Here is a 22368-nt window from a genome sequence, read left to right as displayed (position 1 = left end):
GTCAATTGCGCCGCGTCGCCGCGCCGAGCGGCACCGTGGCGAGGTCGACGTAGCGGAACGCCGCGCGTGCATCGCGAATCGCCGCGGGATCGAGCGTGACGTCGACGATCGCTTCCCGATCGCCGGGCGCGACCGCGATGCACGTGCCGTCGGGGGCTGCGACGAGACTCGTGCCGCTGAACGTGTAGCGGTCGCCGGCGCCGACCCGGTTCGCCATCGCGACGTAGAGCTGGTTTTCCAGCGCGCGCACCGGGATCATCCGGCGATGCACGTCGCCGTACGGGTTCATCATGCCGTCGAGTATCACGATCAGTTCGGCCCCGGCATGCGCGAGCGCGCGCGCCGTTTCCGGAAACTCGAGATCGAAGCAGATCAGCAGGCCGACCTGCATCCCATGCCACGTGCAGACCGGAAACGCGTCGCCGGCCTCGAACACGCCGAGGTCGGATTCGTACAGATGGGTCTTCCGGTAGCGCAACAGCACGTCACCGTTCGCATCGATCAGCAGCGCTGTGTTGAAGAAGCGCGAGCCGTCGCGTTCCGGGAAGCCGAACGCGACGGCGACCGCCGCATCGCGTGCGGCATCGCGTACCGCGGTGACGGACGGCCCGTCGAGCGGCTCGGCCAGCCGAGCGACGTCGTCGGGCGTCGGAAAGCCGCTGGAGTAAGTTTCGGAGAACACGACGAGGTCGGTTGCGCCGCGCGCGGCGGCGATGATCGCGAGCGCTTTTGCGAGATTGCCGGCCACGTCGCCGTCGCGCAGTGCCGACTGGACGATGCGAATGTGCGGACCGTTCATCGTGCGTCTCCCTGCGCCGCGGTGGCGGCCGGCGCGTCGGGCGCGGGTGTTTGGGCGATCACGCGCCGCTCGTGGTCGAGGTCGAGCGAGCGCGACAGCAGCCCGTAGACGCCGCCGGCGACGACCAGCCCGACGAGCCACGCGAGATCGACGCCGCCGAGCATCCGCGCGACCGGGCCGACGAACACCTCGCGGTTCGCTTCGGCGTCGAACACATAGAAGAACGGCACCATCGCCGCGAAGCCGATCAGGTACGACAGGATGCCGCGCAGTTGCCACGCACCGTACAGGCCGCGCGGCGTGAAGAAGTGCGCGATCGCGTAGCGGCCGCGGCGCACGAAGAAATAGTCGACGAGGTTCACCGCGGTCCACGGCACGAGGAAGTAGAGCATCAGCGTGAGGAACGTCTGCAGCAGCGCGATGCCGTTGCCACGGATCGCGAACACGCAGCCGAGCACAAATGCGCTGATCGCAACGATCGACACGATGCGCGCGCGTCGGGTCGGCCTGATCGGCACGAGCGAATCGACGCCGGTGAGCACGGTCAGCATCGCGCTGTACGCATTGAGCGCGATGATCGGCAGGAAGCCGGCGAGCGACACGATCGCGATCAGCTTGCCGAGGCCGGGTGCGAGTGACGTGCCGACGTCGTTCATCGCGACCAGCGCATCGGCCGCGTGCAGCGTCTGCGCGAGCCATGCGCCGAGCCCGATCATCCACGCGCCCGACAGCGACGCGCCGGCGAAGATCACCGCGATCAACTTCGCGCGGCTCGTGTGTTTCGGCACGTAGCGCGAATAATCGGACACGTAGGGCGCATACGAGATGTTGTAGCTCGCGGCGATCGCGAACTGCGTCGCGAACGCGATCCAGTTGAAGCCCGGCGCGGCGGCGGTGCCCGCCTGCGCGGGCGCCGCGTGGCCGAACGCGACCGCGAGCGTGACGAGTGCATAGAGCGGCAGCGTCGCGACCAGCGCCCACTTGAAGGTGCGGTGCATCAGGTCGTGGCCGTAGATCGCGAGCAGCGCGCCGATCGACACGGCCGCGACGGCGACGAATCCGCCGTCGATCCCGAACACGTTATGCACGCCGTCGACAATCAGCGACACGTTCACGACGTTGAAGCCGACGAACACGAACAACGTCGCGAGCAGCGCGACGATCACGCCGCGATAGCCGAACTGCGCGCGCGACTGGATCATCTGCGGCAGGCCCATCTCCGGGCCCTGCGAACCGTGGAACGCCATGAAGAGCGTGCCGAACATGATGCCGAGCGCGCCGGCGAGCGTGGTCCAGCCGGCCGACAGCCCCATGCCGGGCCCGACGAAGCCGATCGAGATCGTGAAGAAATGGAAGTTGCCGAGGAACCAGAACGGGCCCTGGCTCGCGAGTTTCGCGTGGCGTTCGGTTTCGGGGATGTAGTCGATCGAGCGATGCTCGATCTCGAGACCGGCCGGTTCGGCGCGGTCGAGCGCGAGGGTGTCGGGGCGGTTCATGACGGCAGTGTCTCCTGGCGCACGGCCGCGAGGCCGGGGCGTGCGCAAGCCTGCCGCGACAGCGTCGCAGCAGGCCCTGAATGATTGTGTAGGGGGAGGACGGCCCGGGAGGCCGCCCGTCGGGTGGTGCGTCAGGCGGTGCGAGCGCCGCGCGGCAGCGCTTCACGCGGCGCGCCCGCATCGTCGATGCTGACGCGGCGCGAGATCAGCCACACGCACAGCGACGACAGCACGGCGGCACTCGTGTACTGGATCGCGAGCGGCCACCATTGCGGCGCGACGTTCTGCGCGATCAGCGTGGCGACGAGCGGCGTCAGGCCGCCGGCGATCGCGCCGCACACCTGGTACGCGATCGAGATCGCCGTGTAGCGGATGCGCGCGATGAAGATGCCGCTGACGAAACCGGCGACCACCGAGTAGTAGCCCGATTCCGCGAGCGTCGCGAGGCCGACGCCGACCGTAATCGACAGCGGCGTGCCCATGTGCACGAGCGGCAGCATCACGAACGGCACGATCGCGGCCCAGGCGCCGGTGATCAGCAGCACGCACGTCGTGCCGAAGCGCTGCGCGAGGAACGCGGCGGCGAGCTGCACGACGAACTGCAGCACGGCGACGAGGGTCATGCAATGCAGCACCATCGACCGGTCGAGCGACAGGAACTGCGTCGCGTAGCTGATCATGAAGATGTTGCTGAAATACACGCCGGCGATCCCGTACACGTTCGCGCCGATCGCGAGCAGCAGTAGCGGCCAGTACTTGAGCGCTTCGCGCACCGGGTTTTGCGCGGTGTTGCCGCTCTTCCTGACTTCCTCGAACTCGGGCGACTCCGACACGCTCGCGCGGATCACGAAGCCGACCACCAGCAGCACGGAACTCGCGAGGAACGGCACGCGCCAGCCCCAGCTCATCATGTCGTCTTTCGACAGCGTGCTGATCGCGCCGAACGCGAGCATCGACAGGATCAGGCCGCTCGCGCTGCCGAGCTGCGCGAACGACGCGAAGAACGTGCGCTTGCCCTCGGGCGCATGCTCGCCGGCGAGCAGCACCGCGCCGCCCCATTCGCCGCCGACCGCGATGCCTTGCAGCACGCGCATCAGCACGAGCAGGATCGGTGCGATCACGCCGGCCTGCGCGTGGGTCGGCAGCAGGCCGATCGCGACCGTCGACACGGCCATCAGCATCAGCGTCGCGAGCAGCGAACGCTTGCGGCCGAAGCGGTCGCCGAGATAACCGAACATCACGCCGCCGAGCGGCCGCGCGAAGAAGCCGACCGCGAACGAGCCGAACGACGCGAGCAGGCTGACGAAGCGGTTTTCACCGGGAAAGAACAGCGGCCCGAACACGATGGCGGCGGCGGTCGCGTAGCTGTAGAAGTCGTACCACTCGATCGTGGTGCCGACGAACGACGCGAGCGCCGCCCGCTTCGGTTGTTTGACGGAAGTCCCCATCTGTTTTTGTGCTCCTCTGGAATCCTCTGATTTGGAGTCGGTCGCGCGGCCGGATCAGTCGCGGTATGCGACGCCGGGCAGCACGCACAGCAGCTCGTAGGCGAGGTTCGCGCCGAGCAGCGCCGTGGTGCCGAACGGGTCGTACGGCGGCGCGACTTCGACGAGATCGCAGCCGACGATGTTCAGCCCCTTCGCGCCGCGGATGATCTCGAGCGCCTGCGGTACCGTGAGGCCGGCGATTTCCGGCGTGCCGGTGCCGGGCGCGTAGGCCGGATCGATGCCGTCGATGTCGAAGCTGATGTAGACAGGCGTGTCGCCGACGCGCGCGCGCACTTCGTCCATCAGCGGCGCGAGCGACTTGTTCCAGCATTCCTCGGCCTGGACGACGCGGAAGCCCTGCTCGCGGCACCAGTCGAAATCCTCCGCGGCGTAGCCGGTGCCGCGCAGGCCGATCTGAGTGACCTTGTCGCCATGCAGCAGGCCTTCCTCGACCGCGCGGCGGAACGGCGTGCCGTGCGCGATCTTTTCGCCCATCATCGTATCGTTCACGTCGGCGTGCGCATCGACGTGGATCAATGCAACCTTGCCGTGCTTGCGGTGGATCGCGCGCAGGATCGGCAGCGCGATCGTATGGTCGCCGCCGAGCGTGATCGGCTTGCAGTCGTGCTCGAGGATCGCGTCGTATGCGGCCTCGATGCGCGCGATGGAGTCGTGCAGGTTGTACGGGTTGATCGCGACGTCGCCGATGTCGGCGATCTGCAGCGAATCGAACGGCGCGGCGCGCGTGGCCATGTTGTACGGGCGCAGCAGCACGGATTCGGTGCGGATCTGGCGCGGGCCGAAGCGTGCGCCGGTGCGGTTGGAGGTGCCGAGATCGAACGGGACGCCGACGAAGCATGCGTCGAGGCCCGCGGCGCTCGCCACGTGCGGCAGGCGCATCATCGTCGCGATGCCGCCGCAGCGCGGCATTTCATTGCCGCCGAGCGGCTGGAAATGGGTGTGGTCGTTCATGGTGTCTCTTCCGATGTGGGGTTGCCGTATCATGCGACGCGGTCTGGCGCATAGTCTTACGCGTCCGACCGCAAAGAAGAATGCGAAGATATCGACGTAAACATCGATTTTCATCGATGTATGGAAGGGGAATAGCGTGCTGGGGAATCTGTCGACCCTCGATCTGCGGTTGATCCGCGTGTTTCTCGCGGTCACGGACGCGGGCGGCGTGTCGGCCGCGCAGGTGATGCTGAACGTCGGCCAGTCGACGATCAGCGCGCAGCTGTCGTCGCTCGAGACACGGCTCGGCTACCGGCTCTGCGAGCGCGGCCGCAGCGGCTTCCGGCTCACGCCGAAGGGCGAGCGGTTCCATGCGATGAGCCGCAAGCTGCTCGCGGCGCTCGACGAATTCGGGATGGCGGCGCGGCACATGGACCGCCAACTGGTCGGCACGCTGAACATCGGCCTGATCGGCCATACGCCGATCAGCCAGAACGCGCGGATTGCCGAGGCGATCGCCGCGTTCCGCGCGCGCGACCAGGCCGTGCGCTTCTCGATTTCGGTGCGCGCGCCGGGCGATCTCGAGGAGAAACTGCTGAGCGACGAGATCCAGATTGCCGTCGGCTATTTCTGGCATCGCGTGCCGTCGCTGCATTACACGCCGCTGTTCATCGAGCGGCAGATCGCGTATTGCGGGCGCGGCCATCCGCTGTTCGACGTCGCTGGCGCGCTGACGCCGGCCGACGTCGCGGGATTCGAGTGGGCGTGGCGCTCGTATCCGTTGCCGGAGGCGCAGATGTCGACGACGCCCGACCGCGTGACCGCGACCGCCGACAACATGGAGGCCGTCGCGCTGCTGATCCTGTCGGGCCATCACCTCGGCTACCTGCCGCAGCACTTCGCGGCGCCGTACGTCGCGCAGGGGCTGCTCGCGCCGCTCAATCCGGAGGAGTTGCGCTACGACGTCACGTTCCACATGGTCGTCGCGCGCGACGGGCGCGGCAATCCGCTCGTGGAGGCGTTTCTCGAGGATCTCGAACACGCGCACCAGGCGCCCGACGCCGTGTGAGGGCCAGCGGCGTCAAACAGGTGAACAAGTGTTACGCAGCGGGCGGCCAACCGCCCACATCGATGCGCGTCGAAGTGACGGGGCGCGTGCGGTAACGTGCCGCTGTCCACCGTTGGCCCGCCGCGTCACGGCACCGGCAACCCCGCGTCGTGCTTCACCTCCCGCAGCGACAGCGCGGATTCGATCGACGTCACGCCGGGCAGCATCCGCAGCGAATCACGAATGAACGTGCCGTAGTCGTCGAGATCGCGCGCGACCACCTGCAGCAGGTAGTCGGCCGTGCCCGCGACGTTGTGGCACGCGAGGATCCGCTCGATGGCGAGCACTTCCCGTTCGAACCGGTCGGCGACCTTGCGGTCGTGCGTCGCGAACCGCACGAGCACGAACGCGACGACGCCGTAGCCGAGCGCCTGGCGCGACAGCTGCGCGCGGTAGCGCTCGATGTAGCCGTCGTTTTCGAGACGTTTCAGCCGCCGTGCGCACGGCGTCTCGGACAGGCCGACGGAATCGGCGAGGCGCGCGATCGGCAGGCGGCCGTCGCGCTGCACCGCGGCGAGAATCGCGCGATCGGTTTTGTCGAGTTCGATCATGTTGGCGGAATCCGTGTTGTATTTTCAGGATTGTGGCGGATTCCGCTATGGATCGCCAATTCTCGGACACAGAAGGCCAATAATCCCTCCACCTTCAGCGGCAACATATCGTCATTGAAGGACGGGGGCAGACCATGATTTCCACGCATTTGCTGTTGATTTATCTCGCCGCGCTGGCGGCCATCTACGCGGTGCCGGGCCCCGACATGGCGCTCGTGCTGCAGACCAGCATCGGTCGCGGCGTGCGGCCGGGCATGGCGGCGGCGGCCGGCCTGTCGTTGTCGCGCACCGCGCACGTGACGCTGTCCGCCTGCGGCGTCGCGGCGTTGATCCGCAGCGCGCCGTGGCTGTATGAAGCGATCCGCTACGGCGGCGCGCTGTATCTCGCGTATGTCGCGATCCAGGTGTTCCGCTCGCCGGTGTTCGCGCTCGGTGACGGCGACGCGGCCGCCGCGGGCGAACTGCGGCAGTCGTTCTTCAAGGGGCTGCTGACGAACCTGCTGAACCCGAAGGCGCTGCTGTTCTGCTCGGTGCTGCTGCCGCAATTCGTGCGGCCCGAGGCCGGGCCCGTCGTGTGGCAGATGTTCGAACTTGGCGCGATGCTCGTCGCGGCCGGCGTGTGTTTCGACCTCGCATGCGTGTTCGGCGCGTCGCGCATCGCGGCGTGGATGCGCGCGCATCCGCTCGCGCAGACGGTGCAGCGCTGGACCTTCTCGGCGGCGCTGATCGGCTTTGCGCTGCGCCTATCGATGGACTGAGCCGCACCATCGCACTGCACCGCATCGAGCGGTGCAGTGCAGCAACGAACGCGGGGCCGCGCGCAATGCCGGCCTTCGCGCGCCGGCCCCGACAACGACAGGGCACGCGCGCAAATCATCTGACTGTTCTAAACTTCCTTTGACTTCGCGCTGCCGCGAACCGACGACCGGACGGAACCGTCTGCCGCCGGCCCTGTCCGATTTCCTGGCTGTTCCGTGCAACGCCCGTGCAACGCGATACCAAGGAGGGTCAGAACATGGCAAGGCATCTTCAAGCCGACCGTGAACCCCGCATCGTCGCCGAGTCCAAGTGTCTCGGTCAGTGCGATCCGGCAGAACGCATCCACGTCACGATCATGTTGCGGCGGCAGGAAGAAGGGCAACTCGACGCATTGGTCAATCAGCTCGCCGCTGGCGACACCGACGCAAAACCGCTGTCGCGCGACGCCTTCGCGCAGCGTTTCTCCGCCAATCCCGACGACATTCGCAAGACCGAGGACTTCGCGCACCGTCACCAGCTGACGGTCGATCGCGTCGATCCGGTGGAAAGCGTCGTCGTGCTGTCCGGCACGATCCAGCAGTTCGAGGCGGCATTCAGCGTGAAGCTCGAGCGTTTCGAGCATCGCTCGATCGGCCAGTACCGCGGCCGCTCGGGCCCGATCGCGCTGCCGGACGAGCTCGGCGATGTCGTCACTGCCGTGCTCGGCCTCGACAGCCGGCCGCAGGCGCGGCCGCACTTCCGGCTGCGTCCGCCGTTCAAGCCCGCGCGCGGCGCCACCGCTGTCACGTTCACGCCGCCCCAGCTCGCGTCGCTGTATGGCTTTCCGACCGGGGATGGCGCCGGGCAATGCATCGCGATCGTCGAACTCGGCGGCGGCTATCGCGCGACCGATATCCAGCAGTATTTCCGCGGGCTCGGGATCGACAAGCCGCCGACGCTCGTCGACGTGAACGTCGGCACCGGCCGCAACACGCCGACCGGCGACGCGAACGGCCCGGACGGCGAAGTCGCGCTCGACATCGAGATCGCCGGTGCGATCGCGCCGGCCGCGAAGATCGCGGTCTACTTCGCGCCGAACAGCGACGCGGGCTTCATTCAGGCAGTCAACGCGGCGGTCACCGACAAGACCAACCGGCCGTCCGTGATCTCGATCAGCTGGGGCGGCCCGGAAGCGATCTGGCAGGCGCAGTCGGCCCATGCGTTCAACCGCGTGCTGCAGGCCGCCGCCGCGCAGGGGATCACGGTGTGCGCGGCGTCGGGCGACAGCGGCTCGGGCGACGGGCTGCAGGACGGCGCCGATCACGTCGACTTCCCGGCGTCGAGCCCGTACGTGCTCGGCTGCGGCGGCACGCAGCTCGATGCGCTGCCGGGGCAGGGCATTCGCAGCGAGATCACGTGGAACGACGAGACGGCCGGTGGCGGCGCGGGTGGCGGCGGCGTCAGCACGATGTTCGACGTGCCGGCCTGGCAGAAGGGGCTGACCGTCACGCTCGCCGACGGCAGCAGCAGGCCGCTCGCGAAGCGCGGCGTGCCGGACGTCGCCGGCGATGCGTCGCCGCAAACGGGCTACGAAGTGTCGATCGCGGGAACGCCCGCGGTGATGGGCGGCACGAGCGCAGTCGCGCCGTTGTGGGCCGCGCTGATCGCCCGGATCAACGCGGCGGCCGGCGCATCGGCCGGCTGGATCAATCCCGCGCTGTACAAGAATCCGGGCGCGCTGCGCGACATCACGAAGGGCTCGAACGGCACGTATGCGGCCGCGTCCGGCTGGGACGCGTGCACGGGCCTCGGCAGCCCCGACGGCGCGAAACTCGCGGTGATCCTCGCGCGCAAGCCCTCGCGCTGACACGCCGGCACAGGCCTTTCCATGTGACGCGGGTTCCCTGCCCGCGTCTTTTTTCACCTCCAGGAGCAGCACGATGGGCATCGATTCCGCATCTTCCGGCGGCGTGTATCCGCTGCATCACGGCGACCACAATTCGCATAGCGTGCCGCCGACCATCAATCCCGTCGCGCTGAGCCACGGCCGCGACCAGCCGTTCTTCGATCCGGTCGCGTACGGCAACGGTCCCGACGACTCGGTGACCGACACGACCGAAGCGGCCGCGATCACGCACCACACGATCCTGATCGGCGGCAAGCGGATCGCGTACACGGCGACGGTCGGCCATCTCGTGACGGTCGACCCGAGCAGTTCGCAGCCGGCCGCGAAGATCTTCTACGTCGCATTCACGGCCGACGGCGCGAAGGAAGAAACGCGGCCCGTCACGTTCTTCTACAACGGCGGGCCCGGTTCGTCGTCGGTGTTCGTGCTGCTCGGCTCGTTCGCGCCGAAGCGCATCAAGACGTCGATGCCGGGGTTCACGCCGCCTGCGCCGTACCAGATGGAAGACAACCCGGACAGCATGATCGACCACAGCGACCTGGTGTTCATCAATCCGGTCGGCACCGGCTATTCGGCGGCCGTCGCGCCGAACAAGAACCGCAATTTCTGGGGCGTCGACCAGGATGCGGATTCGCTGAAGCAGTTCATCAAGCGCTATCTGACGAAGAACAACCGCTGGAATTCGCCGAAATACCTGTTCGGCGAGTCGTATGGCACCGCGCGCAGCTGCGTGCTCGCGTACAAGCTGCACGAGGACGGCGTCGATCTGAACGGCGTCACGCTGCAGTCGTCGATCCTCGACTATCGGCAGGCCGGCAACCCGGTCGGCGCGCTGCCGACCGCGGCGGCCGACGCGTGGTATCACAAGAAACTCGGCGTCAAGCCGGCGCCGGCCGATCTCGGCACGTTCATCGAGGAAGTCGCGCAGTTCGCGCGCACCGATTACCTGAAGGCGCTGCGCAACGTGCCGCATGCCGACCCGGCCGCCGTGCGGAAGCTGTCGGACTACACGGGCATCGACACGGCGACGCTGCAGACATGGGGGCTCGACATCGCGGGTTACAACGCGCGCGGCAATTCGCTGTTCCTGACGACGCTGCTGCAGGCGCAGGGGCTGGCGCTCGGTTCGTACGACGGCCGCGTGACGGCGATCTCGACCGGTATCGCCGGCAAGATCGATCCGAACTCGGGCGGCAACGATCCGACGATGACGGCCGTGACGGGTGTCTACACGGCGATGTGGAACAGCTACCTGAACGAGCAGCTGAAGTTCACGTCGAACTCCGCGTTCACGGACCTGAACGACCAGGCGTTCCAGAACTGGGACTTCAGCCATATCGACCCGACCGGCGCGCAGCAGGGCATCGATGCGAAGGGGAACGTGATTCTCTATACGGCGGGCGACCTCGCCGCGGTGATGGCGCTGAACGTCGACCTGAAGGTGCTGTCGGCGAACGGCTTGTACGATTTCGTCACGCCGTTCTACCAAACCGTGATCGACCTGCAGCAGATGCCGCTCGAGGATCAGAAGGTGCGGCAGAACTTGTCCGCGCGCTTTTATCCGTCGGGGCACATGGTGTATCTCGACGGCGGTTCGCGCACCGCGCTCAAGCGCGATCTCGCGACGATGTACGACGCGACGGTCAGCGATACGGGCGCGCGGCTGCGGATTCGCGCGCTGCAAGCGAAGAAGACGGGCGGGCACGCGTAGCGTAGCCCGTCGTGCACGTGCCGCGCGTGACCGCTAGGGTTCGCGCGGCGCGGTTTGACTTACGCGGTCGACTTACGCGGTCGGCCAGTCGAACGGCGTATACGGCAGCGCGCGCTTGTGGCGCGAACCGTCGTAGAAGCGCAGCACCGTTTCGTACACCGTGTCGGCGACGGTCTTGCCTTCGAGGAAATCGTCGATCTCGTCGTAGGTGACGCCGTATGCATGCTCGTCGGGGCGCAGCGGACGCAGTTCCTCGAGGTCGGCCGTGGGCACCTTCATCACGATCAGCTCGTCGCCGCCGAGCGCGCGGGCGACCGCACGCACGCGGCGCTTGCTCAGGCCGGCAAGCGGAAGCACGTCCGCGCCGCCGTCGCCGAATTTCGTGAAGAAGCCCATCAGCGATTCGGCCGCGTGGTCGGTGCCGATCACGATGCCGCGCCGCGCGCCGGCTACCGCGTACTGCGCGATCATGCGCTCGCGCGCCTTGATGTTGCCGTGCACGAAGTCCTGCTGCGCCGGGGTTTCGAACGCGTGGCCCGACGCGACCAGCGACGCGAGCATCGCATCGGCCGCGGGCTTCACGTCGACCGTGAACGTCTCGTCCGCGCGCACGAACGCGAGCGCGCGCTGCGCATCGGCTTCGTCGTTCTGCACGCCGTTCGGCAAGCGCATCGCGATGAAGCGGGCATCGTAGCCGCCGGCGCGCAACTGTTCGACCGCCAGCTGCGCGAGCCGCCCGGCCGTCGACGAATCGACGCCGCCGCTGATGCCGAGCACGTAGGTCCGCAGGCCGCTCGAACGAAGGTACTGCGCAAGGAAATCGACGCGCCGGGCGATCTCGGCGTCGACGTCAAAGTGCGGGGCGACGTTCAGTTCGGCAATGATCGCGCGTTGGCGGCTGGCGTAATCGGCGGATGTCATGGGGGTGGTTCCGGAACGAAATGCGAGGCGCTCATCATAAGCGCAATCGTGGCGCGGCGCCGCGCCGGGCATGCGATCCGGCGGCTTCGCGTTGCATCGGCGAGACGCGGTGCATCGTCATGGTGCAGCGTGTGCGGCGGCGCACCCTCGCGTGCGCGCGGATGCTTCGTTTCGATGCAGGGTGGGGGCGGCGGCGACGGGCGCTTCCGATCGCCTGACCGCCTGACCGCCTGACCGCGTGCGTCAGCGTCGCGCGAGCACGACACCCACCAGCGCAAGTGCGAAGCCGGCGAGTTGGACGGTCGCGAGCGTTTCGCCGAACAGCAGATATCCCTGCAGCGCGGCGAGCGGCGGCGCGAGGAACAGCAGCGACGTCGCGCGCGCCGCGTTGCCCCGACGCAGCATCCACATCAGCATCGTGACCGCGCCGCCGGACAGGAACACGACGCCCCACACGAGCGAGATCCACAGCGCCGGCGCGCCGATCCAGCGCGTTTCATGCAGCAGCACGACAAAGACGGCCGCGACGATCGCCGCGCCGAGGTTCTGCACGGCGACGGCCGTGCGCAGGTCGTTCTGCGCGAGCTTGCCCTTCTGGTACAGCGAGCCGGCGGTGATCGAGCCGACCGCCAGGATCGATACGGTCACGACGAACCACGCGGGCGCGGCGCCCGGCGGCGGCGCGACGCCGCCCGCGACCTTCGGTGCGAGCACGAGCGCCACGCCGGCAAGCCCGAGCGCCATCCCGAGCCAGCCGCGCGCGGGCAGTCGCTCGTTGAACAGCGGCACGGCGAGCACGGCGGTGGCAAGCGGCTGCAGCGCGCCGAGCAGCGCCATCACGCCCGCGTTCAGCCCTTGCGCGACGGCCCAGTAGCTGGCGCCGAGATAGACGCCCTGCAGCAGCGCGCCGGCGATCAGGTGGCGCGGCCATTCGCGGCGGGCCGGCCACGGCGCGCGCGCGACGAGTGCGACGGCGCCGAACAGCGCGGCCGTGCCTGCGAAACGCGCGAGCAGGAACAGGTTCGGATCGGCGTAGGGCTTGATTGCCCGGGCGACGATGAAGCCGGTGGACCACAGCGCGACGAAAGCCGCGGCGACGAGCGAGGTAAACATGCGTGGCGGGCCGCGATACGGCCGGACGAATCGTGAAGTCGGTCAGTATCGGGTCAAGCGGTGCCGCCGTCTTGTCGGATTCTGCACTCGCTTGTCGCGCGTGCGGGACGCATGCGGCGGCCATGCGCCGCGCGCTGCTGCGGCTGCAAGCGGCGACCGCGGATGCGATGCGTCGCCAGCGCGCGCTAGCGTACCGGCCGTTCGATCAGCGGCAGGCCGGCTGGAAGGGCCGCGCCATGAAGGCGCGCCGTGGCGCGGGCAAAGGAGCGGGGATCAGTCGAGCCAGCCGTTCGGTTATCACCCGGCCGGGCGAAAGCGCCGCGCCATGAAGGCGCGCCGTGGCGTGGGCAAAGGAACGGAGATCAGTCGAGCGAGAACGTGTCGAGCGGCTGGTTGGCGCGCGCGTCGGTCGCGAAGCGAGCGGCGAGTTGTTCATACAGCCGGCGCGCTTCGTCGAGCGTCAGGTCGATCCAGTACGGATCGCCGGCCCCGTCGTTGAGTCGTTCCGGCGAAAACTGGATTTCGAGCACACTGCCTTTGCGATACATTGCGCAAGCCCCTTGATGGTCTGTCGTTAGGCGAAGCGCAAAGTGTAGCAATCGCTTGCCGCGCCGATTCGCGCGCATCCGGCAATACAGAATTTCGCTGGCGTGAAACGCGGCCGCTGCCGGACGCACCGCCGTCAAACGGCAGTCAAACGGCCGTAATACAATGGCTGGCTTACCCATTACCAGTCGCCTCGGGCGCATTGCGATGCTGGCGGAACAACGTCATCAATACATTCTGTCGGAGCTCGGACGATCGGGCGCGCTGTCGGTTGCCGAACTCGTGCGCTCGCTCGACGTGTCGCGCGAGACCGTGCGGCGCGACCTGAACGCGCTCGCGGCGCGCGGCCTGCTCGTGATGACGCACGGCGGCGCGCTGGCGGCGGACCGCCGCGAGCCGAGCCTGTCCGAGCGTGAAGCGGCGAACGCCGAAGCGAAGCGCACGATCGGGCGACGTGCGGCCGAATTCGTGCCCGACGATGCATCGGTGCTGATCGACTCGGGCAGCACGCCGCATGCGGTGGCGCTCGCGCTGGCCGACCGGCACCGGCTGTCGATCTACACGAACGACTGGCGCACCGCGTTCGTGCTCGCGCGCCGCAACGGCAATCGCGTGACGCTGCTCGGCGGCGAGCTGTCCGACGACGAGGACGCGACATTCGGGCTCGATACGATCCAGCAGCTCGCGCAATACCACGTCGATTTCGCGTTCGTCGGCGCGGGCGGCATCACGGTCGACGGCGACTGCACCGACTACTCGCGGCTCGCCGCCGAAGTGCGCAGCCGGATGATCGCGGCGGCCGGCACCGCGGTCATCGTCGCCGACCATTCGAAGTTCGGCCGCGTGACGCCGGTGCGGATCAACGGCACGTCGGCCGCGCGCTACCTCGTCACCGAGCGCACGCCGGACAAGGCCGTGCGCCGCGCGCTGGCCGCACGCGGCATCGAGCTGCTCGTGTGCGACTGACGCGGCTCCGACATACAAGGTTCATCGAACAGTCATCGCCCGGGAAGAACCGCCGTCAACACTGACCCATTCATCTCTTTCGGCCGAAACGCCAGGAGCACGAATGACCGTCAGCGTACGCAGCTATCTTTCCCCCACCCTGGTTCTGCTGGCCTTCGACTGGCCCGAGGCGGCGCCGCGCGCCGATTTCCTCGGCTTCGCGATCCGGCGCACGCCGGGCTTCTGGGCGGCCGACGGCAAGACGCGGGCGCCGAACAGCTGGCTGCCGAACCGGCTGACGTTCGACGGCCCGGCCGCCGACACGCAGGGCGACGCGCCAACCGACCAGGCGCCGATCCAGAAATTCATCGGAATTTGCTCCGAGAAACCCCCCCATTTCCCCCAAGGGGACTTCCTTCGGGGCGGATGGCGGAAAGGAGGGCTGTTGACAGGCAGCTTCTTCCACGGGTTAGGATCACCGGCATGATCCTTGTCTACCGCTACCGGGTGAAGTCGCTCAACGGACTGCTCAACAAGCAGAGCCGTGCGGTGAACTACGTCTGGAACTTCTGCAACGATACGCAGAAGCACGCACTCAAGTGGAACAAGAAGTGGCCGACTGGTTTTGATCTCAACGTGCTGACCACCGGCAGCGGCAAGGAACTCGGTATCCATTCCGGTACCGTCAACGCAACGTGCGAGCAGTACGCGAAGTCGCGCAGCCAGAACCGACGCCCCTACCTGCGCTATCGTGGCAGGAAGGCGCTGGGCTGGGTTCCGCTGAAGGGCCGCGACCTGAAGCGCGAGGGCGATGCGTTCCGCTTTGCCGGCAGCACCTTCCGTGTGTTCAACAGTCGACCGCTTCCCGAAGGCAAGATCAAGGACGGCACCAATTTCGCGCAGGATGCGCGCGGCAACTGGTTTCTCAACATCGTGATCGAGGTGCCCGATGTTCAGGCCCGACCGATCCGGTCTGGTGTCGGCATCGATCTAGGCCTGAAAGACTTCGCCACCCTTTCGACAGGCGAGAAGCTGCGCAATGACCGATTCGGCCGACGCGCGGCGGAGAAACTGGCGAAAGCGCAACGGGCGCGCAAGCACAAGCGACATATCGCGAAGCTGCACGCCAAAGTGGCGAATGCCCGTGCCGATTTCCAGCACAAGCTCGCGCTCGATCTGGTGCGGCGTTTCGATTACCTCGCGGTCGGCAACGTGTCGGCCGCGAAGCTCGCCAGAACCAGGATGGCGAAGAGCGTCTACGACGCATCCTGGTCGTCCTTCCGAAACAAGCTCCGTTACAAGGCGATGGCGCACGGGGCCACGTTCGAGGAAGTCGACGAAAGCGGTTCTACCCAGTCCTGTTCGTCGTGCGGGTCGAAAGACAGCACGACGCGGCCGAAAGGTATCGCGGGATTGCGAATAAGAGAGTGGGCCTGCAGTGACTGTGGTGTCGAGCATGATCGAGATACCAATGCTGCTGTGAACATTCTCCGATGCGGACGTGCATCGCCAGGTGTGGGAATCCTCCGCCTTTAGCGCGGACGAGGACGTCAAGTGGTGGGATGCGCGCATCGATCCGCAGGCTCGCGATGCGTCGTTTCGCTATGACGTCTTTCCGGTCGTCGCCACGCCGGAGCACTTGCAGGTACTCGATGCGGAAGGCGCGAACCCGATCGTCTATACCGGCTCGGCGAACATGAGCCGCAATTCCGAGCAGTACAACGACGAAAACCTGCTCGAGATTCGCGACACGCGGATCGCGGCGATCTATCTCGCGGAATTCCTGCGGCTCTACGAGCACTATCGCGCGCGGGCGCTGGCGATCGAGACGAAACAGCACGGCGCCGGTTCGCATCGGCAACTCGCGCTCGCGCCGGATTCGAGCTGGGCGAGGAAGTATTACGTGGCGGGAAGCCCGGAAGAGAAGGCGCGGATCGCGCTGGCGTCGACCGCGCCGACCGACTGACGGGTGGCGCATGACGCGTGACGCATGCGCTCGGCCGGAAGCGCGACGTGCTTCCGGCTCATGCCGGTTGCACGCGTCGCGATGTCGTTCGGCCTTCGGGTGGAATCGGGCGGAATCGCGCGGTGTGGCTACGCGGCGACGTAGCGCAGCACGGAGTCGGCGATCGTCTCGCGATGCCGCGAGCGCAGCCGCGGCGCCGACGGATCGCGGCCGAACGCGGCGCCGAACGTGTAGCGGTTCGACACGCGGTGGAAGCAGAACGAGCTGATCAGCAGATGCAGGTCGAACGCGTCGATGTCCTTGCGGAACGCGCCGCTCGCCGCGCCGCGCTCGAGCAGTTCCTCGAGCGTCTTGATGATGCTGACGTTGCGGTTCTTGAACGACTTCAGCTGTTCGAGATACTTCGCGCCGTGGATGTTCTCGATCGACACGAGGCGGACGAAGTCGCGATGCTTGTCGTGATAGTCGAACGTGAATTCGACGAGCCGGCGCATGCCTTCGCGCGGCTCCATGTCGCCGACGTGCAGTTCCTGCTCGAGCGCGCGGATGTCGCCGTACACCTTCTCCAGCACGGCCTCGTACAGGCCTTCCTTGCTTTCGAAGTAGTAGTAGAGCATCCGCTTCGTCGTGTTCGTACGCTCGGCGATCGCGTCGACGCGCGCACCGGCGAGGCCCATCGCGGAGAACTCCTGCGTGGCGACGTCGAGGATGTTGCGCTTGGTTTGCTCGGGATCGTATTTGCGCCGCGCATCGGTCGCAAGCGCGCGGCTTTCGGACGAGGCGGCCTTGCTTGCAGCTTTCATGTGACTTTGTTGTGCGTTCGCGGCGGCATGAAAAAATCATTCTAGCATGCAGGAAATCGCCATCCTGCCGACTCGCCGCTCTAATCGGCGGCGCGGTTTCGGCTTCCGCCGCGACGGTTCAGCGCCGGCACGACGCGAGTGCGTCGCGGGCCTGATACGCGGTGTAGGTGAGCTGCGCGGCGGCGAGGCCAGCAAGCCCGAACGTGCGCGTGAGCCCGAACGCGGCAAAGCCTTCCGGCACCGGCCGCTCGCCGGCCAGCGCGGCGGCGAGCGCTTCGCCGGCGACGGTGGTGGGCGCCATTCCGTGGCCGCCGAACGCGATTGCGTGCCACACGCCGTCCGCGTCGCGCCCGATCTGCGGCATCTTGTGCCGCGCGTAGCTCATCAGCCCGCCCCACGCGTATTCGACCTTCACGCCGTCGAGCTGCGGATACACGCGCAGCAGGTCGCGCCGCAGCAGCCGCGCGATCGCGTCGGGGCCGCGGTCGAGCACCGAGATCCGGCCGCCCCACAGAATCCGCGTGTCCTTCAGCGGACGGTAGTAGTCGAACGCGAAACGCGTGTCGTAGATCGCGTACGGTGCATCGATGGCGTCCGGCAGCCGCGTGCCGAGCGGTTCGGTCGCGATCACGTAGGTCGCGATCGGCAGTACCGCGCGCTCGATGCGCGGCGACACGCCGCGTGCATAACCGCCGCCGGCGAACACGACGTCCTTCGCGCGCACCATGCCCTGCGCCGTGCGCACGACGTAGCCGGCGCCTTCGCGCGCGATGCCGAGCGCGGCCGAGCGTTCGTACACGCGTGCGCCGCCGCGCGACGCGGCCGCCGCGACGCCGAGCACGTACTTGAGCGGATGGAAGTGGAACGCGTTCGGCTCGAACAGGCCGCCGTGATAGCGCTGCGTCTTCAGCCGCGCGCGCAGCGCGTCCGTCGCGACGGGTGCCCAGTCGACGTTGAATTCCTGCTTCATCAGCGTGCGCACGCTGTCGAGCCGCGACGGATCGTCGAACCAGTTCGCGAGCATCACGCCCTCGTCGACGATGTCGCAGTCGATTCCGTAGCGGGCAATCCGCGCGCGGATCAGCTCGACCGCATCGACGGTGAGCCGGTACAGGCGACGGCCTTCGTCGCGGCCGAGCGTGCGCAGCAGGTCCGCGTTGTCGAGGCTGTAGCCGCCGAACACGAAACCGCCGTTGCGGCCCGACGCGCCGAAGCCGACCCGTTCGCCGTCGAGCACGACGACATCCTGCACGCCGCGCTCGACCAGACCGAGCGCGGTGCACAGGCCGGCGAGGCCGCCGCCGACGATGCAGACCTGCGTATCGATCGGGCCGGTCAGTTGCGGGTAGGGCTGGCGGGTAACGGTGGCTTCGTAGAAGTTCTGCATGCGGTTTCGGTGACTCGTAACGGCGGAAAAACAGGCGTCGCGCGTCGATCTTGCCTGAACGCGCGCGCCGCGTCGAATGGGGTTTTCAGCGCAACGGCCGTCGCATTCGGGCGGCGGCCGTTGCTTTACCGGAATGACCGGGCTTACCGGACGTCAGGCGCCCGGCGTCGGGTTGGCCGGGCTGGCGACGAAGGCCGGATAGCCGGCGTCGGCTTTCTCCGTCGCGTCGGGCGTCGCGTTGCGCTCGATCCACGGCGCGATCTCCATGTCCTCGTAGCGCACGAGGCGGCATTTGCGCACCAGCGCGTAGCCGAGCCAGATCGCGAGGAAGAACGGCACGCCGATATAGGTCGCGGCCACGCCCGCCCAGTCGATCTTGCTGCCCATGAACGCCTGGTAGTCCTGGCCCAGCGCGACGACCGCGCACAGCACGAACGCGAAGATCGGGCCGAACGGGAACCACTTCGAGCGGTACGGCAGCTGGTCGACGCGATAGCCCTGCTTCAGCAGGCCCTTGCGGAACCGGTAGTGGCTGATCGCGATGCCGAGCCACGTGATGAAGCCGGCCATGCCCGACGTGTTCAGCAACCACAGGTAGACCGTCTTGTCGCCATACAGCGACGTGAGGAAGCAGAGCGCGCCGACGGCGGTCGTCGCGTACAGCGCATTGCGCGGCACGCCGCCCGGGGACAGCTTCGCGAACAGCTTCGGCGCGCGGCCTTCGACCGCGAGGTTGTAGAGCATTCGCGTCGACGCGTACATGCCCGAATTGCCGGCCGACAGCACGGCCGTCAGGATCACCGCGTTCATCACGCCGGCCGCGACCGCGAGGCCTGCATGGCGGAACACCAGCGTGAACGGGCTCACCCCGATGTCGGTCACGTCGCTCTTCAGCAGGCTCGGGTCGGTGTACGGAATCAGCACGCCGATCACGATGATCGCGAGCACGTAGAACAGCAGGATGCGCCAGAAGATCTGGCTCACCGCGCGCGGGATCGTCGTGCGCGGGTTCTCCGATTCGCCGGCCGCGACGCCGATCATTTCGGTGCCCTGGAACGAGAAGCCCGCGATCATCGCGACGCCCATCAATGCCGGCAGGCCGCCGGCGAACGGCGCGTCGCCGATCGTCAAGTTGGCCCAGCCCGCGCTCGGGCCGCCCTGCAGAATGCCGAAGATCATCATCACGCCGACGCCGAGGAACGCGACGACCGTCAGCACCTTGATCAGCGCGAACCAGTATTCGGCTTCGCCGAAGCCGCGCACCGACAGCGCGTTGAGCGCGAAGATCAGCGTGAGAAACAGCGCGCTCCACCAGACGCCCGGAACGTGCGGAAACCAGTAGTGCATCACGAGCTGCGCGGCGACGAGTTCGACCGCGAGCGTGACGGCCCAGCTATACCAGTAGTTCCAGCCGATCGCGAAGCCGAAGCCTTCGTCGACGAACTTCGAGCCGTAGGTCGCGAACGAGCCCGACACCGGCATGAACGCGGCCATTTCGCCGAGGCTCGTCATCAGGAAGTAGACCATCAGGCCGATCAGCATGTACGCGACGATCGCGCCGCCGGGGCCGGCCTGGGAAATCGATGCGCCGGACGCGACGAACAGGCCCGTGCCGATCGAGCCGCCGATCGCGATCATCCGCAGATGGCGCGCCTGCAGGCTGCGGTGGAGGGCCGGTTTCGCGGGGCGCGAGCCGGACGGGGAGGGGGAATCGGGGCGGGCATCTGAATGCATGGGCGGGGCTGGGCGCTGTCTCCGGAATTGTTTTTTGGCCGCGAAGCGCCACCCGTCGCCGGCCGCCGGCCGGACGGCGGCGGTTCCGCGCGGCCCGGCTCGGGCGAACCGGGGGCGCGCTGCGCGTCGCGTTCGTCTGTCGTCCGGCCGCGTGTCGGGCGGCCGTCGTCGCGCCGGGTGCGGAGCACTTCGACGCGACCCGATTGTGTGCGGCCGGCGGCACGTGCGGCAAACGATATTTCCGCACAGGGTAATGCGGGTTAGTCATCAAGTCGGGGCGGGCAGGAACGCGGCGGCCGGCCCGGTCACGGGCCTCGGACAAGTCTCATGCCGATACGGAAAGTGGGGGATTCGTCCAGCCAGGGTGTTGCGCTTTCGGAATGAAGTCGTGAGTTAATATCAATAGCGGGCCGACTTGTGGCCGCCGACAATGTGTCTCATGGATCGTGCCTCGCGAGGCGAGGGCGTGCCGGTCGGCCGGGGTTTCGGCGGCGGCGCGCGGGCGATGCGCCGTGCGGCGCGTCGGGCCGGCCGAGGCGCGCATCCGCTTGCACAAGGCGCGCGAACGCGCTCCAATCGAATCACGCGGGCGGCGTCGCCGCCGCACCGATCAATCTGTCCCTGAAGAGGAAGTGATGCAATTCAACGACATTCTTGCTGCGCTCGACATCGATCTCGCCCGGTGGAAAGGCACCGCGCTGACCGCGCGTTCGCCGCTCGACGGCGCGACGCTCGCGACGCTGGCGGTCGACTCGCCCGCCGACGCCGAGCGCAAGATCGACGCCGCGCACGACGCATTCCTCAAGTGGCGCACGGTGCCGGCGCCGGTGCGCGGTGAGTTCGTGCGCGTGTTCGGCAACGTGCTGCGCGAGCACAAGGCCGAGCTGGGCCGCCTCGTCACGCTCGAAGCCGGCAAGATCACGTCGGAAGGCCTCGGCGAAGTGCAGGAAATGATCGACATCTGCGATTTCGCGGTCGGCCTGTCGCGCCAGCTCTACGGCCTGACGATCGCGTCGGAGCGCCCGGGCCACCGGATGATGGAAACGTGGCACCCGATCGGCGTGTGCGGCGTGATCTCGGCGTTCAACTTCCCGGTCGCGGTGTGGGCGTGGAATGCGGCGCTCGCGTTCGTGTGCGGCGATTCGGTCGTGTGGAAGCCGTCGGAGAAGACGCCGCTCACCGCGATTGCATGCCACGTGCTGCTCGAGAAGGCGATCCGCGAATTCGAGAAGACCCACCCGGGCGTCGCGCCGCAGGGCCTGAGCCAGCTGGTGCTCGGCATGCGCGATGTCGGCGAGGTGCTGACGTCGTCGAAGAAGGTGCCGGTCGTCAGCGCGACGGGCAGCGTGCGGATGGGCCAGGAAGTCGCGAAGGTGCTGAGCCAGCGTCTCGCGCGCGGCATCCTCGAGCTCGGCGGCAACAACGGGATGATCGTCGCGCCGAGCGCCGATCTCGACCTCGTGGTGCGCGCGGTCACGTTCGCGGCGGTCGGCACGGCCGGCCAGCGCTGCACGACGCTGCGCCGCCTGATCGTGCATCGCAGCCTGGTCGAGCAACTGCTGCCGCGCATCGAGAAGGCCTATGCGTCGGTGAAGGTCGGCAACCCGCTCGAGGAAGGCACGCTCGTCGGCCCGCTGGTCGACCGCGCGTCGTTCGACGCGATGCAGAAAGCGCTGGCCGATGCACGCGAGCAGGGCGGCGAAGTGAAGGGCGGCGAGCGCGTCGACATCGGTCACGCGGATGCGTACTACGTGCGTCCGGCCATCGTGCGGATGCCGAAGCAATCGGCGGTGGTCGAGCGCGAAACGTTCGCGCCGATCCTGTACGTGATGATCTACGACAACTTCGACGATGCGATCGAACTGCACAACGCGGTGCCGCAAGGCCTGTCGTCGGCGATCTTCACGAACGACATGCGCGAGGCCGAGCAGTTCATGTCGGCAGCGGGCAGCGATTGCGGGATCGTCAACGTGAACATCGGCACGAGCGGCGCGGAGATCGGCGGCGCGTTCGGTGGCGAGAAGGAAACGGGCGGCGGCCGCGAGTCGGGTTCGGATGCATGGAAGGCGTATATGCGCCGTGCGACGAACACGATCAACTACAGCCGTCAGCTGCCGCTCGCGCAGGGCGTGAAGTTCGACGTGTGATGCGCGGCGCCCGGCAGGGCGCCTCGACGGTCGAATGAACAGGGCCGGTTACCGCGGGA

General features: G+C 67.6%; 18 protein-coding genes and 2 pseudogenes. 9 read left to right on the top strand and 11 right to left on the bottom strand.

The features are described 5' to 3' along the window. Position 1: 1 nt before the first annotated feature. The 4 genes from LMA02_RS28345 to speB form a co-directional block, all read right to left on the bottom strand. Positions 2-799, bottom strand: coding sequence for a carbon-nitrogen hydrolase family protein (locus LMA02_RS28345; RefSeq protein ID WP_228908422.1), 798 nt, complete (start codon positions 797-799; stop codon positions 2-4). Further along, complete coding sequence (locus tag LMA02_RS28340; RefSeq protein ID WP_228908421.1) at positions 796-2295, bottom strand: purine-cytosine permease family protein; 1500 nt, start codon at positions 2293-2295, stop codon at positions 796-798. The genes LMA02_RS28345 and LMA02_RS28340 overlap by 4 nt, the downstream gene beginning before the upstream one ends. 131 nt (positions 2296-2426) lie before the next feature. Next, positions 2427-3743 carry an MFS transporter gene (locus tag LMA02_RS28335; RefSeq protein ID WP_228908420.1) on the bottom strand — a complete coding sequence of 439 codons (1317 nt, stop codon included), beginning with the start codon at positions 3741-3743 and terminating at the stop codon, positions 2427-2429. Between the two features lie 54 nt (positions 3744-3797). Next, entirely contained in the window at positions 3798-4754 is a 957-nt protein-coding gene (gene speB, locus LMA02_RS28330; protein ID WP_228908419.1) for an agmatinase, read from the bottom strand. 136 nt (positions 4755-4890) lie between these two features. On the opposite strand from speB, the gene LMA02_RS28325 reads away from it, so the two are divergent. Beyond that, a complete protein-coding gene (locus LMA02_RS28325) occupies positions 4891-5802 on the top strand; it encodes a LysR family transcriptional regulator (protein ID WP_228908418.1) in 912 nt (303 codons plus the stop codon). A gap of 125 nt (positions 5803-5927) precedes the next feature. Here the strand turns inward: LMA02_RS28325 and LMA02_RS28320 are convergent, their stop codons facing one another. Further along, on the bottom strand, positions 5928-6392 hold the full coding sequence (locus tag LMA02_RS28320) for an Lrp/AsnC family transcriptional regulator (RefSeq protein WP_175732528.1): 465 nt from the start codon (positions 6390-6392) through the stop codon (positions 5928-5930). Between the two features lie 134 nt (positions 6393-6526). On the opposite strand from LMA02_RS28320, the gene LMA02_RS28315 reads away from it, so the two are divergent. The 3 genes from LMA02_RS28315 to LMA02_RS28305 all read left to right on the top strand — a co-directional run bounded on the left by LMA02_RS28315 (position 6527) and on the right by LMA02_RS28305 (position 10747). Next, entirely contained in the window at positions 6527-7150 is a 624-nt protein-coding gene (locus LMA02_RS28315; RefSeq protein ID WP_006758659.1) for a LysE family translocator, read from the top strand. Positions 7151-7407: 257 nt separating this feature from the next. Then, positions 7408-8997, top strand: a complete 1590-nt coding sequence (locus LMA02_RS28310) for a S53 family peptidase (protein ID WP_228908417.1) — start codon at positions 7408-7410, stop codon at positions 8995-8997. Between the two features lie 73 nt (positions 8998-9070). Then, complete coding sequence (locus LMA02_RS28305) at positions 9071-10747, top strand: S10 family peptidase (RefSeq protein ID WP_228908416.1); 1677 nt, start codon at positions 9071-9073, stop codon at positions 10745-10747. 72 nt (positions 10748-10819) lie between these two features. Here the strand turns inward: LMA02_RS28305 and nadE are convergent, their stop codons facing one another. From nadE to LMA02_RS28290, 3 genes are all read right to left on the bottom strand, one after another. Then, positions 10820-11668 carry an ammonia-dependent NAD(+) synthetase gene (gene nadE, locus LMA02_RS28300; protein ID WP_175658704.1) on the bottom strand — a complete coding sequence of 283 codons (849 nt, stop codon included), beginning with the start codon at positions 11666-11668 and terminating at the stop codon, positions 10820-10822. Between the two features lie 243 nt (positions 11669-11911). Next, positions 11912-12781 carry a DMT family transporter gene (locus LMA02_RS28295; RefSeq protein ID WP_012366856.1) on the bottom strand — a complete coding sequence of 290 codons (870 nt, stop codon included), beginning with the start codon at positions 12779-12781 and terminating at the stop codon, positions 11912-11914. Positions 12782-13143: 362 nt separating this feature from the next. Beyond that, on the bottom strand, positions 13144-13329 hold the full coding sequence (locus tag LMA02_RS28290) for a hypothetical protein (protein ID WP_006752380.1): 186 nt from the start codon (positions 13327-13329) through the stop codon (positions 13144-13146). 205 nt (positions 13330-13534) lie between these two features. Here LMA02_RS28290 and LMA02_RS28285 point away from each other — a divergent pair, with 205 nt between their 5' ends. The 4 genes and pseudogenes from LMA02_RS28285 to LMA02_RS28270 form a co-directional block, all read left to right on the top strand. After that, a complete protein-coding gene (locus LMA02_RS28285) occupies positions 13535-14293 on the top strand; it encodes a DeoR/GlpR family DNA-binding transcription regulator (RefSeq protein ID WP_166725027.1) in 759 nt (252 codons plus the stop codon). 103 nt (positions 14294-14396) lie between these two features. Next, a pseudogene (locus LMA02_RS28280) lies at positions 14397-14642 on the top strand (phospholipase); the annotation flags it as partial. Between the two features lie 113 nt (positions 14643-14755). Continuing rightward, positions 14756-15808 carry an RNA-guided endonuclease InsQ/TnpB family protein gene (locus LMA02_RS28275; protein WP_228908415.1) on the top strand — a complete coding sequence of 351 codons (1053 nt, stop codon included), beginning with the start codon at positions 14756-14758 and terminating at the stop codon, positions 15806-15808. 76 nt (positions 15809-15884) lie between these two features. Then, positions 15885-16238, top strand: a pseudogene (locus tag LMA02_RS28270) (phospholipase D-like domain-containing protein); the annotation flags it as partial. A gap of 128 nt (positions 16239-16366) precedes the next feature. Here LMA02_RS28270 and LMA02_RS28265 read toward each other — a convergent pair. From LMA02_RS28265 to LMA02_RS28255, 3 genes are all read right to left on the bottom strand, one after another. Continuing rightward, on the bottom strand, positions 16367-17041 hold the full coding sequence (locus LMA02_RS28265; protein ID WP_228908414.1) for a TetR family transcriptional regulator: 675 nt from the start codon (positions 17039-17041) through the stop codon (positions 16367-16369). A gap of 118 nt (positions 17042-17159) precedes the next feature. Then, the gene (locus LMA02_RS28260; protein ID WP_228908413.1) at positions 17160-18428 is read right to left on the bottom strand and encodes an NAD(P)/FAD-dependent oxidoreductase; all 1269 of its coding nucleotides are present in this window, start codon (positions 18426-18428) and stop codon (positions 17160-17162) included. 153 nt (positions 18429-18581) lie between these two features. Next, positions 18582-20162: an amino acid permease gene (locus LMA02_RS28255; RefSeq protein WP_228908412.1), complete on the bottom strand. Its 1581-nt coding sequence runs from the start codon at positions 20160-20162 to the stop codon at positions 18582-18584. Positions 20163-20797: 635 nt separating this feature from the next. Here LMA02_RS28255 and LMA02_RS28250 point away from each other — a divergent pair. Beyond that, positions 20798-22309: an aldehyde dehydrogenase family protein gene (locus LMA02_RS28250; RefSeq protein ID WP_126226063.1), complete on the top strand. Its 1512-nt coding sequence runs from the start codon at positions 20798-20800 to the stop codon at positions 22307-22309. Positions 22310-22368: the final 59 nt, after the last annotated feature.

It is taken from the genome of Burkholderia sp. B21-005, from assembly GCF_020843965.1.
Lineage (GTDB): Bacteria > Pseudomonadota > Gammaproteobacteria > Burkholderiales > Burkholderiaceae > Burkholderia > Burkholderia ambifaria.
This window is presented reverse-complemented; position numbering and strand designations above follow the sequence as displayed.